Origin of the sequence: Geothrix sp. PMB-07, from assembly GCF_030758935.1 — a bacterium.
GTDB lineage: Bacteria > Acidobacteriota > Holophagae > Holophagales > Holophagaceae > Geothrix.
Window position 1 is genome coordinate 153252 of record NZ_CP132333.1, and the last position, 15428, is coordinate 168679.

12 protein-coding genes, 1 other RNA gene and 2 pseudogenes are annotated in these 15428 nt (G+C 64.6%); 8 read left to right on the top strand and 7 right to left on the bottom strand.

Going from position 1 to position 15428, the window contains the following annotated elements:
• Positions 1-8: 8 nt before the first annotated feature.
• The 4 genes from Q9293_RS00690 to gdhA all read right to left on the bottom strand — a co-directional run bounded on the left by Q9293_RS00690 (position 9) and on the right by gdhA (position 6878).
• The gene (locus Q9293_RS00690; protein WP_306249246.1) at positions 9-1589 is read right to left on the bottom strand and encodes a S41 family peptidase; all 1581 of its coding nucleotides are present in this window, start codon (positions 1587-1589) and stop codon (positions 9-11) included.
• Positions 1590-1743: 154 nt separating this feature from the next.
• Complete coding sequence (gene gmk / locus Q9293_RS00695; RefSeq protein WP_306249247.1) at positions 1744-2358, bottom strand: guanylate kinase; 615 nt, start codon at positions 2356-2358, stop codon at positions 1744-1746.
• A 63-nt stretch (positions 2359-2421) separates the two neighbouring features.
• Complete coding sequence (locus Q9293_RS00700) at positions 2422-5442, bottom strand: PEP/pyruvate-binding domain-containing protein (protein WP_306249248.1); 3021 nt, start codon at positions 5440-5442, stop codon at positions 2422-2424.
• 86 nt (positions 5443-5528) lie between these two features.
• Positions 5529-6878: an NADP-specific glutamate dehydrogenase gene (gene gdhA, locus Q9293_RS00705; protein ID WP_306249249.1), complete on the bottom strand. Its 1350-nt coding sequence runs from the start codon at positions 6876-6878 to the stop codon at positions 5529-5531.
• A gap of 348 nt (positions 6879-7226) precedes the next feature.
• Here gdhA and Q9293_RS18600 point away from each other — a divergent pair.
• The 4 genes and pseudogenes from Q9293_RS18600 (at position 7227) to Q9293_RS00730 (ending at position 10799) form a co-directional block, all read left to right on the top strand.
• Positions 7227-7928: pseudogene (locus tag Q9293_RS18600) on the top strand (helix-turn-helix transcriptional regulator).
• A gap of 36 nt (positions 7929-7964) precedes the next feature.
• The gene (locus tag Q9293_RS00720; protein ID WP_306249251.1) at positions 7965-8336 is read left to right on the top strand and encodes a VOC family protein; all 372 of its coding nucleotides are present in this window, start codon (positions 7965-7967) and stop codon (positions 8334-8336) included.
• A 53-nt stretch (positions 8337-8389) separates the two neighbouring features.
• On the top strand, positions 8390-9091 hold the full coding sequence (locus tag Q9293_RS00725) for a TMEM175 family protein (protein WP_306249252.1): 702 nt from the start codon (positions 8390-8392) through the stop codon (positions 9089-9091).
• A 298-nt stretch (positions 9092-9389) separates the two neighbouring features.
• Positions 9390-10799 carry a methyl-accepting chemotaxis protein gene (locus Q9293_RS00730; protein WP_306249253.1) on the top strand — a complete coding sequence of 470 codons (1410 nt, stop codon included), beginning with the start codon at positions 9390-9392 and terminating at the stop codon, positions 10797-10799.
• On the opposite strand, the gene Q9293_RS00735 is transcribed toward Q9293_RS00730, so the two are convergent.
• Positions 10796-11368 carry a hypothetical protein gene (locus Q9293_RS00735; protein ID WP_306249254.1) on the bottom strand — a complete coding sequence of 191 codons (573 nt, stop codon included), beginning with the start codon at positions 11366-11368 and terminating at the stop codon, positions 10796-10798. The genes Q9293_RS00730 and Q9293_RS00735 overlap by 4 nt on opposite strands.
• Positions 11369-11444: 76 nt before the next feature.
• On the opposite strand from Q9293_RS00735, the gene Q9293_RS00740 reads away from it, so the two are divergent.
• Positions 11445-12563 carry a DUF5700 domain-containing putative Zn-dependent protease gene (locus Q9293_RS00740; RefSeq protein WP_306249255.1) on the top strand — a complete coding sequence of 373 codons (1119 nt, stop codon included), beginning with the start codon at positions 11445-11447 and terminating at the stop codon, positions 12561-12563.
• A 12-nt stretch (positions 12564-12575) separates the two neighbouring features.
• A pseudogene (locus Q9293_RS18605) lies at positions 12576-12707 on the top strand (polyketide cyclase); the annotation flags it as partial.
• Here the strand turns inward: Q9293_RS18605 and Q9293_RS00745 are convergent.
• The gene (locus Q9293_RS00745; protein ID WP_372342184.1) at positions 12680-13771 is read right to left on the bottom strand and encodes an integron integrase; all 1092 of its coding nucleotides are present in this window, start codon (positions 13769-13771) and stop codon (positions 12680-12682) included. The pseudogene Q9293_RS18605 and the gene Q9293_RS00745 sit on opposite strands and share 28 nt — an antisense overlap.
• Positions 13772-13941: 170 nt before the next feature.
• Here Q9293_RS00745 and Q9293_RS00750 point away from each other — a divergent pair, with 170 nt between their 5' ends.
• Both Q9293_RS00750 and Q9293_RS00755 read left to right on the top strand, forming a co-directional pair.
• Complete coding sequence (locus Q9293_RS00750) at positions 13942-14319, top strand: hypothetical protein (RefSeq protein ID WP_306249256.1); 378 nt, start codon at positions 13942-13944, stop codon at positions 14317-14319.
• A gap of 114 nt (positions 14320-14433) precedes the next feature.
• Complete coding sequence (locus Q9293_RS00755; protein WP_306249257.1) at positions 14434-14910, top strand: DUF1801 domain-containing protein; 477 nt, start codon at positions 14434-14436, stop codon at positions 14908-14910.
• 100 nt (positions 14911-15010) lie between these two features.
• Here Q9293_RS00755 and ssrA read toward each other — a convergent pair.
• Positions 15011-15401: a transfer-messenger RNA gene (gene ssrA, locus Q9293_RS00760) on the bottom strand.
• Positions 15402-15428 lie beyond the last annotated feature (27 nt).

The following is a 15428-nucleotide window of genomic DNA, read 5'->3' on the forward strand; positions in this document are numbered from 1 at the left end:
CTATCGGCTTAGAGGGTTGTTCCCACTGTAGCCGGTGCGCCGCGCGAAAGGAGTTGCTTCTTGTGGAGCAGGGTCTCGGCCTCGGGCATGAGTTCCAGGGCCCGGAGGATCACGGGGTCCTTTTCGCACTGGATCTTGAAGCCGGCCTCGATGCCGTAGGCCACGTTCTGCATCTCGATGGAAATCTGTTCCTGCATGATGTCGTGGTTGGCCTCCCAGTCCTTGTCGGAGATGGTCAGCTTCTGGTCCAGGGCCCAGGCGCGGAAGCGGGCCATGACGACGTCGTCGGCATGCTGACCAGGCTTGATGCCAAAGTGCTCCTTTTCGTGGACGGCGAAGCGGAAGAAGGCCGAATGCTGGAAGCGGAGGCTGATCATGAACTCGTTCAGCTTGGGAACGGTGACCGGGTAGTCGGGGTTGATGCCGCCCCCGCCGTAGACCGTGCGGTTGAGGTCGGTCTTGAAGGCCGGCCCCTGGGGCTTGGCATCCTTTTCGTCCTCGGGGTTGTAGTAGTCGTCCAGTCCGTGGCTGTAGTCACGCTGGATGCTGCGGCCCGAGGGCGTGTAGTAGCGGGCGGTGGTCAGCGCCAGGCCCCGGGAGCGGTTGATGGTGAGCAGGCTCTGGACGAGGCCCTTGCCCCAGCTGGTCTGCCCGACGACCAGGCCCCGGTCGTGGTCCTGCACCGCACCGGTGACAATCTCGCTGGCGCTGGCGGAGCCGCGGTTGATGAGAATGGTGAGCGGGAAGGGGTCGAGCTGCGCGCCCTTGCTGGTGCGGGTCTGGTTTTCCTCGCGCCCGTCGCGGCCCTTCTGGCTGACGATGAGCTGGTCGGGGCCCAGCAGCTGGCGGCAGATGCCGATGGCCGCATCCAGCACACCACCGCCATTGTTGCGGAGGTCGAGGATGAGCTGCTTCATGCCCTGCTTCTTCAGGCTGGCCACGGCCCGCTCGAATTCCTCGGAGGTGGTTTCGCCGAAATCCTTGATGAGGATGAAGCCCGTGGTGGGGTTCAGCATGAAGCTGTAGTAGACGCTGTTGGTGGGCACTTCGGCCCGGGGAATGGAAAAACGCAGCAGGTCGGCGATGCCCGCCCGCTGCACGGCCACTTCCACCAGGGTGCCCTTTTCCCCACGGAGCTTTTGAAGGGCGGCATTGGAGGTCATGCCCTCGGTGCTGGCGCCGTCGATTTCTTTGATGATGTCGCCGGAGCGGATGCCCATGCGCTCGGCGGGGCCGCCCTTCATGGGGCTGATGATGGCGATGCCCTGATCGTGCTGCTGGATGATGGCGCCAATGCCGAAGAACGAGCCCTTCTGCTCTTCGCGCAGGAGGCGGAATTCGCTTTCATCCATGTAGTTGGAGTGGGGATCCAGCGTGTGCAGCATGCCTTGGATGGTGGCGTGGGTGAGCTGCCGCGGGGCCGGGGGTTCCGGCGTCTGCTTCTGCACCAGCTCCATGATTTCGGTCAGGGTATCCAGGGTGCGCTGGCGGGCCACCTCGCCGCTGGAGCGGGCCAGCAGGGGCCCCGCCACGACCACCGTGGCCGTCATGATCATCCACATCCAATTGCGCTTGAAGAAACGGGCCATGAGGCTCCCGGAGAGAGTGCCTCAAGGATACGCCCGGGTGGCCCGGGCGGCGACTGATGGTTCGGGAGGGCAGGGGGCCATCGCCGCCCGCAGGCCGAGGGGCCGAAAGGGAAAGCCCCTGGATGGTTCGCTTCCGAGGGTTTCCCGGGGGGTGCTAGAAGCCTTCCAGAATCCGGTCTGCCACCGGGGTCATGCGCTCTCGGGCCGCGCGCGTGGCGTGGATGATGCTCTCGAATTGCCGGTAGGCGAGCTCCAGGGCGTCGTTGAGGATCAGGTAGTCGTATGTGCGGTAGAGCTCCATCTCGTGCCGGGCATGCTGCATGCGGATGCGGATCTGCTCATCGGTGTCCTTGCCGCGGCTGCGCAGGCGTGCCTCCAGGGCGGCCGCCGAAGGGGGCAGGATGAAGATCATGCGGGCATCGGGGATGGCCTGGCGCAGGTTCTGGGCGCCGGTGGTCTCGATGTCGAGCAGGACATCGCGGCCCGTGGCGAGGACGCCCTCGAGCCACGCTCGGCCCGTGCCGTAGCGGCGGCCGTAGACCTCCACCCATTCCACGAAGCCGTTCTCGCGGACCATGGCGTCGAAGCGTTCGTCGTCGATGAAGAAGTAGTCCTGGCCATCCACTTCGCCGGGGCGGGGTTTCCGGGTGGTGAAGGAGATGGAGAAGATCAGGTCCGGCACGGACCGCACCAGCCTTTGGGCGAGGGTCGACTTGCCCGCGCCCGAGGGCGCAGAGACCACAAACACGTTGCCTGGATGGTGGATCAAGGGGCCCTCCAGGTTCTACTTTACCGGAAGCGCCGGGGCAGCAGATGCCGGGTGGGAGGGCCCTCAGGGTTGGTATTCCTCCGGCTCTGGCGCAGGTTTCGGCATCCGCTTGAAGATGGCGGAGGCACTGCGGCGCCCATCCATGACGATGTGGACGGGTTCTTCCAGGCGGCTGTGGACCAGGCAGCCGGAGCGTGAAATTTCGGGCTGGCTTCGGAGCCAGTCCCAGTCAAGGAGGCTGCTGCCCCGTGGGTAGGGCACGGTGAAGTAGCCGATGTTGAGCGAGGTCACGTTGTGGAAGAAGTGGGAGCCCAGCGAGGCATCCGCCTGGAAGTTCTCCATGGCGTACTCCACGATCACCTGGGCGCAGGAGATCATCGACCAGGTGATGGGGATGCCCAGGTGCCGGTCATGGCTGCCCCAGCGGCCCGGGCCCAGCAGCACGTACTTGCCGCCCTCGGCGCGGAAGCGGTCATTGAGCTGTTCCAGCTGGGCGGCCAGGGCGGGCGTCTCGAACTTGTCGAAGCCTTCGGGATCCACCCAGACCACGTCGCGCAGGCCTTCCACCATGCCGTTGCCCACGCACTTCTCGGAGAACAGAAACAGCTCTTCGGGTTTCAGGTCGGCGGGGGACAGGTTCACTTCGCCGTTGTCCAGAAGCTGGTGCTTGATCTGCAGCAGCGTGAAGGTGGGTTTGCCGTTGTCGGGATCCCTGTTCAGGTTCACGGCGAATTCGATTTCCACCGGCGTTTCCATGGCGTCGCGGATGAGCTCGAGCAGGTGCTGGAGGATCCTCGCCAGGGGGAACTGGTCGTATTTGAGGATGTTCCGGAAGTTCACGATGCGGGGCCCGGGGCTGTCCAGGCCGTCGCGGATGCGGTCATCGTTGTTGTCCCACACCGAGGCGCAGTGCTGGAGGGCTCCGTCCTTCTCAGCCTCCTGGATGTCGAGCACGAGCAGGGTGGCGTCCTCGCCACTGTAGAGGTCGACGGCAGTGCGGCTCATGTCCAAGGCGTAGAAGTTCTTCTGGGTGGTGCGCAGCTGTTCCTTGGGCGGGAGCATGTCCATCTCGGGATAGGGCGGCGCGAAGCGGTAGGTCTTGCCACCCTCCACCACGTACTTGCCCAGCCCCACGGCCAGGTTGGCGATGCCATCCTGAGGCTGGGTGTAGGCCACGGGGTAGTAGTTGAACGACTGGGCCACGCCGGAGATGTGGGGGTAGAAGCGGTCGCCGAAGCGATGGCCCACCACCTCCTGGATGAGGATGGCCATCTGCTCCTCTTCGATCTTGTAGTCGATGGCCTGGAAGTAGGAGCGCGAGCCCTTGGAGTAGACCGAGGCGTAGACCAGCTTGATGGCTTCGATGAGCTGCGATTCCCGCACGCCAGGATTGGGATCGTTGTTGGGCAGGAAGAAGGTGTTGTAGAGCCCTGCGAAGGGGTGCGACAACGCATCTTCCAGCAGGCCGGAGGACCGCACCGCCAGGGGCACCTTGCCCACCTTGGCCAGGAAGAGCTGCAGCTTGGTCATGAGGTCGGGCGACAGCGAGCCCATGAGGAAGCGGCGCTTGATGGCATCGTCATCCACGTCGTTCTGAAGCATCTGGCGCAGGCCGTGGCGGTCGATGTACGAAGTGAACTCCTCGGTGCCGATGATGGCCGAGCGGGGAATGCGGATGTTGGCCTCGGGCAGCAGGCTGGTGAGGTCCATGCGCGAAAGCAGGCTGTGCATGAAGGCCACGCCTCGGCCCTTGCCGCCCATGGAGCCCGGCGCCAGGCGCAGGATGTTGGGCTCGTCCTTGGGCGTGGATTCCGTCAGGGGCACCACCTTGCCCAGGGTCTTCATGCGCTGCACGTAGTCGCCCACGTTGATGAGGAAGGTGCGCATCTCCTCGGGATCGCGGTAGTCGGTGATGCGGAACTTGGCCAGCACCTTGGCCACCTGCACCTCGCCGCGGGCCATGATCCAGGCGGAGAAATGGTTGCGCGAGGCGTGGTAGACCAGGGATTCCACAGGCACGGTGCGCAGCTTGTCCTGCAGATCCTCCATGTCTGTGGCGCGACAGATCTCCACGCCTTCGGCATCACGGAAGATGAAGTCGCCGAAGCCCAGGCTTTCGTAGAAGAAGTTGGAGAGTTCGGCGCCCAGGGTGTAGGAGTTCTTGTTGAGGAAACCGCTCTGGATGGCCGTGGCCCAGGATTCCTTGAAGGGATCAGAGGACTGCAGCAGGGTGGGCAGGTAGGGGTTGCGCTCCTTCACCGCCTTGATGAGCTTGATGCCCGCCTCACGGTCCAGCACGCCGTCCTTGGGATATTTGCGGTCCGTGATGAGGCAGAGCAGGTAGTCCTGGTACTTGTCGCAGAAGGCGATGGCTTCTTCGTAGTTGGTGGCCAGGATCACCTTGGGGCGTACCCGCATGGAGAGGGTGCGGGTCATCCCGTCCATGCTCTGGTCTTTGGCGAGGCGAGTGACCTGCTTGAGGATTTCGGCGTAGAGGATGGGCAGGTACCGCGAGTAGTAGCGGATGCTGTCCTCCACCAGGAGGATGACGCGGGTAAGGCCCACACCCGTGTCGTTCTCCACGTTGGCGCGGTCCTCCATGAACTTCACCATGGCCATGAAGATCTCGGGATTGCCGTTCCACACGAAGATCTGGTCGTAGTGCTTCTGCAGCTCCTGGCGGCGCCGGTCCATGGCGCCCACTTCCACGTTGTCGTTGAGCAGCAGGTAGATGGGGAGGCGCGGCGCGGCCTTCTTCAAGGCCTTGGACAGCTCCACATGGCCACCCTGGCCCAGGCGGCTCATGACGATGATCATGTCGAAGTGGCGGTTGGAGCACTTCTCCAGGGCCTCTTCCACGGTGGAGACATTGGTGACCCGGGGCGGGTTGCTCATGTTCAGCTGGTAGTAGCCGTCGAAGAGGATCTCCGTGAGCAGGCCGTCCTGCTCCAGGGTGAAGGCGTCGAAGGCCGGCGCCACCAGCAGGATCTCGCGGGCCCGCAGGGGCATCAGGTCGTGGAAGATCTCCTTGTCGGAGGCGTACTTCCGGAAGATCTCATTGAATTCGTGGCTGATCATTGTCATGGCCTCATCTTCACGGCAGTGTACTTCCAACACAGAAAAGGGGGCCGTTTGCGGCCCCCTTTTCTGTGCATGCGAAAGGCTGGTGCTTACACGAGGCCCTGATCGATCATCGAATCGGCCACCTTGAGGAAGCCGGCGATGTTCGCGCCGTTCACGTAGTTGCCGGGGGTGCCGAAGCGGGCGGCGGCGTCCACGCAGGACTTGTGGATGTTGATCATGATCTGGTGCAGGCGGGCGTCCACTTCCTCGGCGGTCCAGCCCAGGCGCATGGAGTTCTGGCTCATCTCGAGGCCGGAGGTGGCCACGCCGCCGGCGTTGGAGGCCTTGCCGGGGGAGAAGATGATCTTGTCCGTGTTGGCCTGGAAGAACTCAACGGCGTCCAGGGTGCTGGGCATGTTGGCGCCTTCCACCACGGCCAAGCAGCCGTTGGCGAGCAGGCCCTTGGCCTCGTCGAGGTTCAGTTCGTTCTGGATGGCGCAGGGCAGGGCCACGTCGACCTTCTGCTCCCAGGGGCGCTTGCCAGCGTGGAACTGGGCGCTCTTGAACTTCGCCGCGTAGGGGGCCACGGACATGCGGTCGATGCGGAGCATCTCTTCCATGTACGCGATCTTCTCGCCGCTGATGCCGTCGGCGTCATAGATGTAGCCGTCGGGGCCGGAGATGGTGACCACCTTGGCACCCAGCTGGGTGGCCTTGGTGACGGCGCCCCAGGCGACGTTGCCGAAGCCGGACACGGCCACCCGCTTGCCGGCGATGGTGTTGCCCTTGGTCTTCAGCGCCTCTTCGGCGAAGTAGACCACGCCGAAGCCCGTGGCCTCGGGGCGGATGAGGCTGCCGCCCCAGTACTGGCCCTTGCCGGTGAGCACGCCGGTGAACTCGTTGGCGAGCTTCTTGTACATGCCGAACATGTAGCCCACTTCGCGGCCGCCCACGCCGATGTCGCCGGCCGGCACGTCGGTGTCAGGGCCGATGTGGCGGAAGAGTTCCATCATGAAGGACTGGCAGAAGCGCATGACTTCGGCGTCAGACTTGCCGTTGGGGTCGAAGTTGGAACCGCCCTTGCCGCCGCCCATGGGCAGGCCGGTGAGGCTGTTCTTGAAGATCTGCTCGAAGCCCAGGAACTTCAGGGTGTCGAGGGTGACGTTGGGGTGGAAGCGGATGCCGCCCTTGTAGGGCCCGATGGCGCTGCTGAACTGCACACGCCAGCCTGGATTGACGCGGATGATGCCCTTGTCGTCCACCCAGGGCACACGGAAGCCGATCGCACGCTCGGGCTCGAGGATGCGCTCGAGGATGGCGTGCTTCTTGTACTTGGGCTCCTTCTCGAGGACGGGAGCCAGGGAGTGCAGGATTTCGGTGGCAGCCTGGATGAAGAGGCTCTCCCAGGGAGCCTTCTTCTTGAGGCCCTCAAGGACTTCGTTGACGTACTGGCTCATGGTTCCTCCAGAAAGGAGTGTGTTGAGAAAGAAGGGCGTGGGCCCGGGGTCATCAGGGTGGTCTGGAAAGGTTTGCCGGAAGCCCGTCCCAAGGCTGGATCGGCAGGGTTCAAAGGCCCGAAACAGGACGACATGACTCTAGCCGGAGGAATCCAACGGGGGGAATGCCGTGGGCTCAAGAGGTGATGAGAAGCACTAAAAGGACCCCCATTTGACGGAGGGCCCCATGGTTTGTTGACGAAATGTCAAGTTATTAAATACCGATTCATCAGCTATCAACAGGGGGCGCTCCAGGGTCCCCGAAGGAATCCTGCGACCATGGGGGTCTTTCACTTTGGTTTGGATCCCATGTCCCGAGCCGAACGGCTGCTCCAGCTCATGCAGGTCCTCCGGCGCCACCAGGCCCCGGTGCGCGGCCAGGTGCTGGCGGAGCAACTGGCCGCGCACCCTCTACAGGGATATCGCCTCGCTCCAGGCCCAGGGTGCCCACATCGAAGGGGAGCCTGGCCTGGGCTACCTGCTGCGCCCCGGCTTCCTGCTGCCACCCCTCATGTTCACCGAAGATGAAATCGAGGCCCTGGTGCTCGGCTCACGCTGGGTGGCCGAGCGGGCGGATGCCGATCTCGCCGAGGCGGCGCGCAGCGTGACCGCCAAGGTGGCGGCCGTGATTCCCGCCGAGCTGCGGCGCGAGCTGGAAGCTTCATCCCTGCTGATCGGCCCGACGGAGCGGCCGGCCCTGGGGGATGCTGCTCTGGCCCAGATCCGGCGGGCCATACGGGCGAGCGCAAGCTCACCGTCACGTACCGCGACCTGAAGGGCGACGAGACGGTCCGCACCCTTTGGCCCTTTGCCCTGGGCTTCTTCGAGCGCAGCCGGGTGGTGGTGGCCTGGTGCGAGCTGCGAGACGGCTTCCGCCACTTCCGCACGGACCGCATCCAAAGCCTCACCGTTCACGGCGAGCGCTATCCCCGCAACCGCCGGGCCCTGCTGCAAGCCTGGCGGGAGGCAGAGGGCATCCGCCCCTCGGGTGTGACTGCTGACGGAATCTGACAGGAGGCCGCCCTAGGCTGGGATCAGGAGGTTCCCATGCCGGATCCCATGTTCTTCATCCTCTACGTCGACCAGCCGCAGCGCAGCGCCGAATTCTACGGGAAGCTGTTGGGACGCGCTCCAGTCGAAGCATCGCCCACCTTCGCCCTCTTCGTGCTGCCTTCCGGCCTCAAGCTGGGGCTCTGGTCCAGGCACACGGTAGAGCCGAAGGCCCAGGCCATGGGGGGCGGCGCCGAGCTGGTGTTTACCCTGGACAACCGCGAGGCGGTCGACACGGCGCATGCCAGCTGGCGGAAGGCGGGCCTGCCGATTCTCCAGCCCCCGGTGGCCATGGACTTCGGGTACACCTTTGTGGCCCTGGATCCCGATGGCCATCGCCTGCGGGTGTACGTGCAGGAGGGGGCATGAGCCTGGTCTGGCTCTGAAGCGGGTAGACTGCCCCAAACCAACCTGGGGGTTCCATGGCAGACATGCCTTCGCATGCGGGACATCGTCACGGCTTCGCCTTGCACCGCGTGGAGGGTTTCAGCGACGCGGTGTTCGCCTTCGCGGTCACCTTGCTGGTCGTGTCGCTGGAAGTGCCCAAGTCGGCCCAGGAACTCTTTCACACCCTTTGGGGTTTTCTCGCGTTCGGCATCTGCTTCGCATTCCTGATCCTCATCTGGTTCGATCACCACACCTTCTTCAAGCGCTACCCGCTCACCGATACCACCACGCTGGTGCTCAACATGGCCCTGCTCTTCGTGGTGCTGCTCTACGTCTACCCCATGAAATTCCTCTTCACCCTGCTGGTGAACGGCATGCTGCTGAAGCATTCCATCGAGGGTGTGAAAACGGTCGCTGAAATCAAGACGCTGATGGTGGTCTACGGCGTCGGTTTCCTGACCGTCAACACCGTGCTGTTCCTGATGCACCTGCATGCCTGGCGGAAGCGGGAGGGGCTGAGGCTGTCGCCCGTCCAGCGCCTCGAACTGGGAGAAAGCCTGCGCCGCTTTCTCATCAACGCCCTGGTGGCCCTGCTTTCGATCTTCCTCGCCCGCTTCACCTCGGATACGGGACAGTTTGCGGGCTGGTGCTACGCGCTGCTGGCTCCGGCCCAGACCTTGAATGGTGTGCTCACCCGCCGCCGCCAGCGGGCTGCCGAGACAATCGCTGAGGCGTGATGCCCCGGTGCGTCCAGAGCCACGACCGTGGCGGTATTTCATGAGATGTGGTCGCCGAGTCGATAACGAGCCTGGCCATCGTGGGTATGCCAGGTGGCGATTCCATGGGGTGCGGCCATGTTGACGGGACTCAGCATCGCAAGGCGGCTCAGCCTGGGCTTTGGAGCCATGCTGGCCCTCATCATCCTGGCGGTGGGGGTGGCACACCTGCAGTCGCGCAGGGCCCAGGCGACCCTCAAGGACATTGTCGAAGGCGATCAGCGCACCATGGCACTGGGGGCCCTCATGGGATCGTCAGATGCTTCTGACAGGGCGCTTCATTCGGGCCTACGCGCTGGAGGAAACGGACCAGGCGCGAGCCATCCAGAAAGATAAAATCGCCAAGGCCAAAGCCACTTACGACGATGCCGAGAAGAAGCTGGTGACCCTGCTCGGCTCCGACGATGCCGAAACCCTGGCGATCCTGCAGAGCACAGATCCTCAGCGGCAACAGGCGGAGGTCATCCATGCCCGGTTCATCGAACTGGTGGACCGGGGGCGGAAGGAGGAGGCTGTGCACCTCATTTTTGGGGAGGGGCGCAAAGCCATCACCGCCTGGCAGGACGGCCTGGAGAAACTCCTGGCCCTCCAGGAAAAACAGGCCAACGAAAAGAGCGCGGCGGCTGTCAAAGCAGCGGACCGCGCGGATGTGGTTCTGCTGGCCCTTGGACTGGGGGCAGTGATCGTCGGCATCTGGCTCTCGATGGCCATCTCCCGAAGTGTGGCGGGGCCTGCTGAAGAGATGTGCCAGGCCATCGAACAGGGGTTGGCCCGGGGCGATCTGCGTGTGAATTTGCCTGTTCACTCTCAGGATGAGTTGGGTCGTGTGGCCCTTGCCTTTAATGAGTTTCTTGTGAAACTCCGCGGGATTTGGAGAGGCCTGGCCGATGCCTCCGCGCGCACGGCCAGCGGGTCCATGGAGCTTTCGGCAGGCGCAGAGCAGATGTCTGCCACCACCGATCAGATTGCGAGAAGCACCGAATCCCAGCGCCAGAGCTCTGAACGCCTCGCTGCGGCCGTGACGGAGTTCTCCGCCTCTGTTCAGCAGGTGGCCGGCAATGTCCGGGAGGCGCGCCATCAGGCCGATAGCGCGGTTCAGGCCACGGATCGCGGCCATCGTGCCGGCGATGACACCACGGCAGCCATGCATGAGATCCAGACCGCCACGGAGCAAATTGTCCGGGCCGTCCAGGTCATCCAGGAGATTGCGCGGCAGACCAATCTGCTAAGCCTGAATGCCGCCATCGAGGCGGCCAAGGCCGGAGCCCAGGGCAAAGGCTTCGCCGTGGTCGCCGAGGAAGTTCGGAAACTGGCGGAACGTTCGGGCCTCGCGGCCAAGGAGATCGCCGAACGGATCAACAGCTCCAATGAGGCCGTGGCCGGTGGGCGGGAAACCGTGACGGCCACCGTGACCGCCCTGAACTCCATCCGGGCCAGTGTCACGGGCCTGTCTTCCTTGATCAGCGAAATCGGCAGCGCCACAGAGGAGCAATCCCACACCAGCGATGAGGTGGCTCAGGCCGTGGATGAAGGCGCTCAGCAGGCCACCCAGAATGCCACCGCGACCACGCAACTGGCCCACACGGTGAGCGAAGTGGCGCGTACGGCCAATGATCTTGCCCAGGTGGCGGATGAATTGGCCCAATCGGTGGCGCAGTTCCAAACCTAGGCCTTCGGGAGGCCGGGCACTTTGGCCATGCCCACCAACCTGTAGAGCCGGGGCAGGTGGGTGAGGGTACGAGGTTCCCCGCTCAGGCCCTTCCATGGGGTGGTTCTGGATTCCCTGGCGAGGACCACGGCGATGGTTTTCTTCACCTCGATCACCAGAATTTGGTGCTGCTCAAGGCGGGGATCCTTCATGGCCCACACTTGGCCTGGCTGAACGTGGCGCGCCTCGGCAGGCAATCCATTCCAGGTCGCCAACTCCTTGGCCTCCCTGGCCTGAGCGCGGGCGGTTTCGCGAGCCTGGTGGGCGGCGCGTTTGGCCTTCCGTTGCTCCAGGGCTTGCTGAGCCTCATCCCGGGCTTTCTGCTGGGCCGCCTGATGCTGTTCCCGGAAGGGCTCCTCGGCCCATCTCTGCGCAGCGCCGGGGGTGCGGAAGGGGCCCTTGATGCCCTCGGTGCCCTGGCGGGACGCCCACCAGCCCTTCTTCCCCTTCCAATAGGCCGCTTTGCGCCCCCACTGGAAGATGTCCGCCCCGGCCTGGATCCAGTCGGCGGTGAAGGGGGGTTTCGGCATGGGATCCTCCGCGGCGCATGGACAGTGGATCCATTGTGGCGAAAATGGCTGCTGAAGGCGAAGGCTGGGGGTTGACATGAAGGCTTGTGGGCAGGCATTCCTCTCTGTTCTGCTGCTGTCGGGAGCCTGCGGCCATCTTTTGGCCCAGGACCCGGCCCAGGGCCCGGTTCAGGCGCCGGTTCAGACGTCGCCGCAGGAGACGGTTCCCGCTGGCGCCATCCAGCTCCGCATGGATGCCTCGGAGGCCAAGGCCGTCCTGGACATCCTCGAGGCCCGCGCCTCCGGGAGGCCCCCCACGGAAGCCGATTGGCAGCGCCTCTTCTCGACCGAGCCCTACCTCAGCCTGGAACGGCGCGAGTCGGCCATGCATGTGCCCTTCACGCGGGATGAGTTCAAGGCCTTCGTGCTTTCGGCGGACCTCGCCAAGAGGGCCGAGTCCCTGCGGCTGGCCCTGGAGGCCTGGAAGAAGGCGGACCTGGCCGCCGCGGCGCGGAGAATCCTTCCCTACCTGCCGGCGCGCGCCCGGATCCGCGCGAAGGTCTTTCCCGTGATCAAACCCAAGGCCAACAGTTTCGTCTTCGAGACAGAAACCGATCCGGCCATCTTCCTCTACCTGGATCCGGCGCTGCCCGCCGCCAAGGTGGAGAACACCGTGGCGCACGAGATGCACCACATCGGCTTCGCCAGCCTCGAAGACGAGAATGCCGCCCTGCTGAAGGACCTGTCGCCCGCGGCCAGGGCCGCGGCGGAATGGGTGGGCGCCTTCGGCGAAGGGTTCGCCATGCTCGCGGCGGCGGGGGGGATGGAGGTGCATCCCCATGCGGTCGGTTCCCGCGAGGATCGGGCGCGATGGGACAAGGAGCTCGGGAACTTCAATGCCGACCTGAACGCGCTGGAAACGTTCTTCCTGGAAGTCATCCACCAGAAGCGGAAGACGAAGGCGGAGATTTCGGAAAAGGCCTTCACCTTCTTCGGCGTCCAGGGCCCTTGGTACACCGTGGGCTACCAGATGGCCATCGTCATCGAGCGCCAGTTCGGGCGGGCGGTGCTGGTGGAATGCATGGGCGATCCCCGCAAGCTCCTGCCGACGTTCAACCGCGCCGCCCGGGAGGAAAACAAGCAGCGGAAGAAGCCCCTGGCCCTGTGGTCGCAGGAGCTGGTCGACGCCTTGGCCGGGGCTCCCCCCAAACCCTGAAGCCGAGGGGCCGTCTCCTGCGGAACCGGAGTGGAGAGCGTGCAGGAGGGCATTCCCGAGGTGATTCCCACCGAGGCCTGCTGCCTGGGCTGGCAGGAATCCCTCACGTTGCTGGCTCAGCTCGTCGAGGCCGACATCGCTGGATGGCCAGCCGTCGGAGGCAGGTCGGCGGGATCCCGGTCACGGGACACCGGGCCAGGTGCGGATCGGAACCGTGGAATCTGGCTGGAGACGCGGTCCAGGGGGCTCTGGATGCCCTTCCCGCCGCGGTTGAGCACATGGGTGTAGATCATGGTCGTCTCCACATCCTTGTGGCCCAGAAGCTCCTGGAGGGTTCGGATGTCGGTGCCGGCCTGGAGCAGGTGGGTGGCAAAGGAATGGCGGAGGACATGGGGGGTCACCGGCTTCGACAGGTCGGCACGCCGGGATCCCTCGCGCACGGCCCGCTGAACGCTTTCCGGATAGATGTGATGCCGGCGCGTCACCCCGGCCCTTGGATCCACGGACCGCAGGTGGGAGGGGAACACCCAGTGCCAGGCCCAGGATCGGCCCAGGCCCTTGTACTTGGCCGCAAGCCCCTCGGGAACCCACACCTCTCCCACGCCCTCGGCGAGGTCCCTTTCGTGGAAGGAGCGGGCGCGCCGGAGCTGCAGCCGCATGGGCTGGATCAGAACCTCGGGGAGCAGGGTGACCCGGTCCTTGAACCCCTTCCCCTCCCGGACAATGATCTCGCGCCGTTCGAAGTCGATGTCCTTCACGCGCAGCCGCAGGCCTTCCATGAGCCGCATGCCCGTTCCGTAGAGCAGGTGGGCGATGAGCCCGAGGGTTCCATTCAGCTGGTTGAGCAGGCTGACAACCTCCTCCAGGGTGAGCACCACGGGCAGCCTCCGCGCCCGGCGGGCCTGGGCGATGTCCGAGAGCCAGGGAAGAGGGGCCTCCAATACGTCCTTGTAGAGAAAGAGGAGCGAGGCCTTGGCCTGATTCTGGGTCGAGGGCGAAACCATTCGGTCCATGGCCAGGTGGGACAGGAAGGCTTCGACCTCGCGGGCGCCCATGTCCTTCGGGTGGCGTTTCTCATGGAAGAGGACGAAGCGCTTGATCCAGCGGACGTAGGCCTCTTCGGTCGCCGGGCTCAGGTGCCGCAGGCGGATGGCCTGCCGCACCAGGTCGAGGAGTTTCGGGGAGCGGGTGGCATCGTTGGGATTCATCGGCACGAAGCTAGGTTCGAGGGCCGGGGCAGGCCAGCAACAAGGATGTGAATTCTGGAATACTTGCGGGGCCCTCCCACGCCATCCGCCCGCTGTTCCCGACGCATGCTTTCCTGAACACCCGATCAAGAACCTTTCAAACCCGACAGCCGTTCCCGGAGCCGAACGACATGGGCCCTTCCTTCCATTGGGCTGCGGCGGCGATGAGCGCCGTGACCTTCTGCGTGCATACCTTCGTGGGTGGGCCGCGGGTCGCGGGCCCGCTCCTGGCCGACACCCAACTGCCCAGGGCCTCGAAATGGTTGAATTACTACTGCTGGCACATCACGACCGTGTTCACCTTCGCCATGGGCCTGGGATTCGCCCATGTGGCGGGGCATCCGGACCGGCCCGAGCTGGCGGTGTTCCTCACCCCCCTCACGGCGGCCCTGTCGATCCTGAGCGCGGCCGTGGCGCTGAAGGGCGGTATCCACCCGCTCCGCTTTCCCTCGACATCCCTTTTCGCGGCGGTCGCCCTGCTCGGTTTCCTGGGCCTGGTGGTTCCTTAATCCGTGGGCCAAGACAGTCCCTGCGCGTGCGTTCCAATCCTTCGCGTTTACCCGGCATCACATGACTCTGGAGGGTGACCCATGGTGGCCAAAGCCAAGCCCAGTGGATTGGACATGACGAAGCCCAAAGCCAAAGTTCAGAACAAGACCAAGACCGGGGTTGGGGCTGGATCTGAGGCCGGGGCAGCTTCAAAGAAAGCGACCGGCCCTTCTGCCCGCGTCGACGAAAAGCTTCAGTCCCTCGGCGATTGGCGGGCCCACACGCTGGCGGAGGTGCGCAGGCTCATCCACGAAGCGGTCCCTGACATCGAAGAGGACTGCAAGTGGGTTAAACCCACCAACCCCCTGGGCGTGCCCACCTGGTCGTGCGGCGGGATCGTCTGCACCGGCGAGGCCTACAAGCAGGCGGTCAAACTGACCTTCGCCCGGGGCGCCGCCCTGGAGGATCCCAGCGGCCTCTTCAACGCCAGCCTGGAGGGCGGCACCCGCCGCGCCATCGACCTCCGGGAAGGCGAACGCCTCGAAGCCGCTGCCTTCAAACGCCTGGTACAGGCGGCCGTGGCGGAGAACCGCCGCAAGGGCGCGAAATAGGCGGTCAGGGCGATGGGCCGATTTGGGTACTGCGCCGATGTCGGCTTGTCCGTGCGGTCTTCTCGCCACACGCAAAAGCCCCGCGCGCGGGGCTTTTGGTTGGTGGAGGTGGTGGGAGTCGAACCCACGTCCAAGACATGCCGAATGGCGGCTCTTCCACAGGCTTGGTCCGCTCTTGAATCCTTCCGGCGGGGAACGGACGAGCCGCTCGGAACGAGTGTCCCCTGATCTCGGCTGCCGTCAGGAGACATCGCGGCAACCTATCTGGTGCCTCTGTCAGGCAGGCCGAAGCCACCCCTTCAAAGGTTTAACGAGCTCGGTACCCAGAGATCCCGAGGACTCGCTCGGAACCTAGGTTGCCCTAGGCAGCGAGAGCCAGTTCGAAGTTATCGTTGGCAGTTTGATGTGGGCGGATTGATAAGGGGGCCATCCGTCCAACCCCCGCCTGCACCGTGCACCCGGATCACGACCTGTCGAAACCGGTCACCCCCGTTTGTCTGGTGTCTGCCACGAACGCT

What these genes read in the sequence shown, in the direction of transcription:
- Q9293_RS00740 (WP_306249255.1), top strand. Translation starts at nt 11,445, where the DNA reads ATGAAGGCTTGTGGGCAGGCATTCCTCTCTGTTCTGCTGCTGTCGGGA.
- Q9293_RS00700 (WP_306249248.1), bottom strand. Translation starts at nt 5,442, where the DNA reads ATGACAATGATCAGCCACGAATTCAATGAGATCTTCCGGAAGTACGCC.
- Q9293_RS00745 (WP_372342184.1), bottom strand. Translation starts at nt 13,771, where the DNA reads ATGAATCCCAACGATGCCACCCGCTCCCCGAAACTCCTCGACCTGGTG.
- Q9293_RS00735 (WP_306249254.1), bottom strand. Translation starts at nt 11,368, where the DNA reads ATGCCGAAACCCCCCTTCACCGCCGACTGGATCCAGGCCGGGGCGGAC.
- Q9293_RS00755 (WP_306249257.1), top strand. Translation starts at nt 14,434, where the DNA reads ATGACGAAGCCCAAAGCCAAAGTTCAGAACAAGACCAAGACCGGGGTT.
- gdhA (WP_306249249.1), bottom strand. Translation starts at nt 6,878, where the DNA reads ATGAGCCAGTACGTCAACGAAGTCCTTGAGGGCCTCAAGAAGAAGGCT.
- Q9293_RS00690 (WP_306249246.1), bottom strand. Translation starts at nt 1,589, where the DNA reads ATGGCCCGTTTCTTCAAGCGCAATTGGATGTGGATGATCATGACGGCC.
- Q9293_RS00730 (WP_306249253.1), top strand. Translation starts at nt 9,390, where the DNA reads ATGCTTCTGACAGGGCGCTTCATTCGGGCCTACGCGCTGGAGGAAACG.
- Q9293_RS00750 (WP_306249256.1), top strand. Translation starts at nt 13,942, where the DNA reads ATGGGCCCTTCCTTCCATTGGGCTGCGGCGGCGATGAGCGCCGTGACC.
- Q9293_RS00720 (WP_306249251.1), top strand. Translation starts at nt 7,965, where the DNA reads ATGCCGGATCCCATGTTCTTCATCCTCTACGTCGACCAGCCGCAGCGC.
- Q9293_RS00725 (WP_306249252.1), top strand. Translation starts at nt 8,390, where the DNA reads ATGGCAGACATGCCTTCGCATGCGGGACATCGTCACGGCTTCGCCTTG.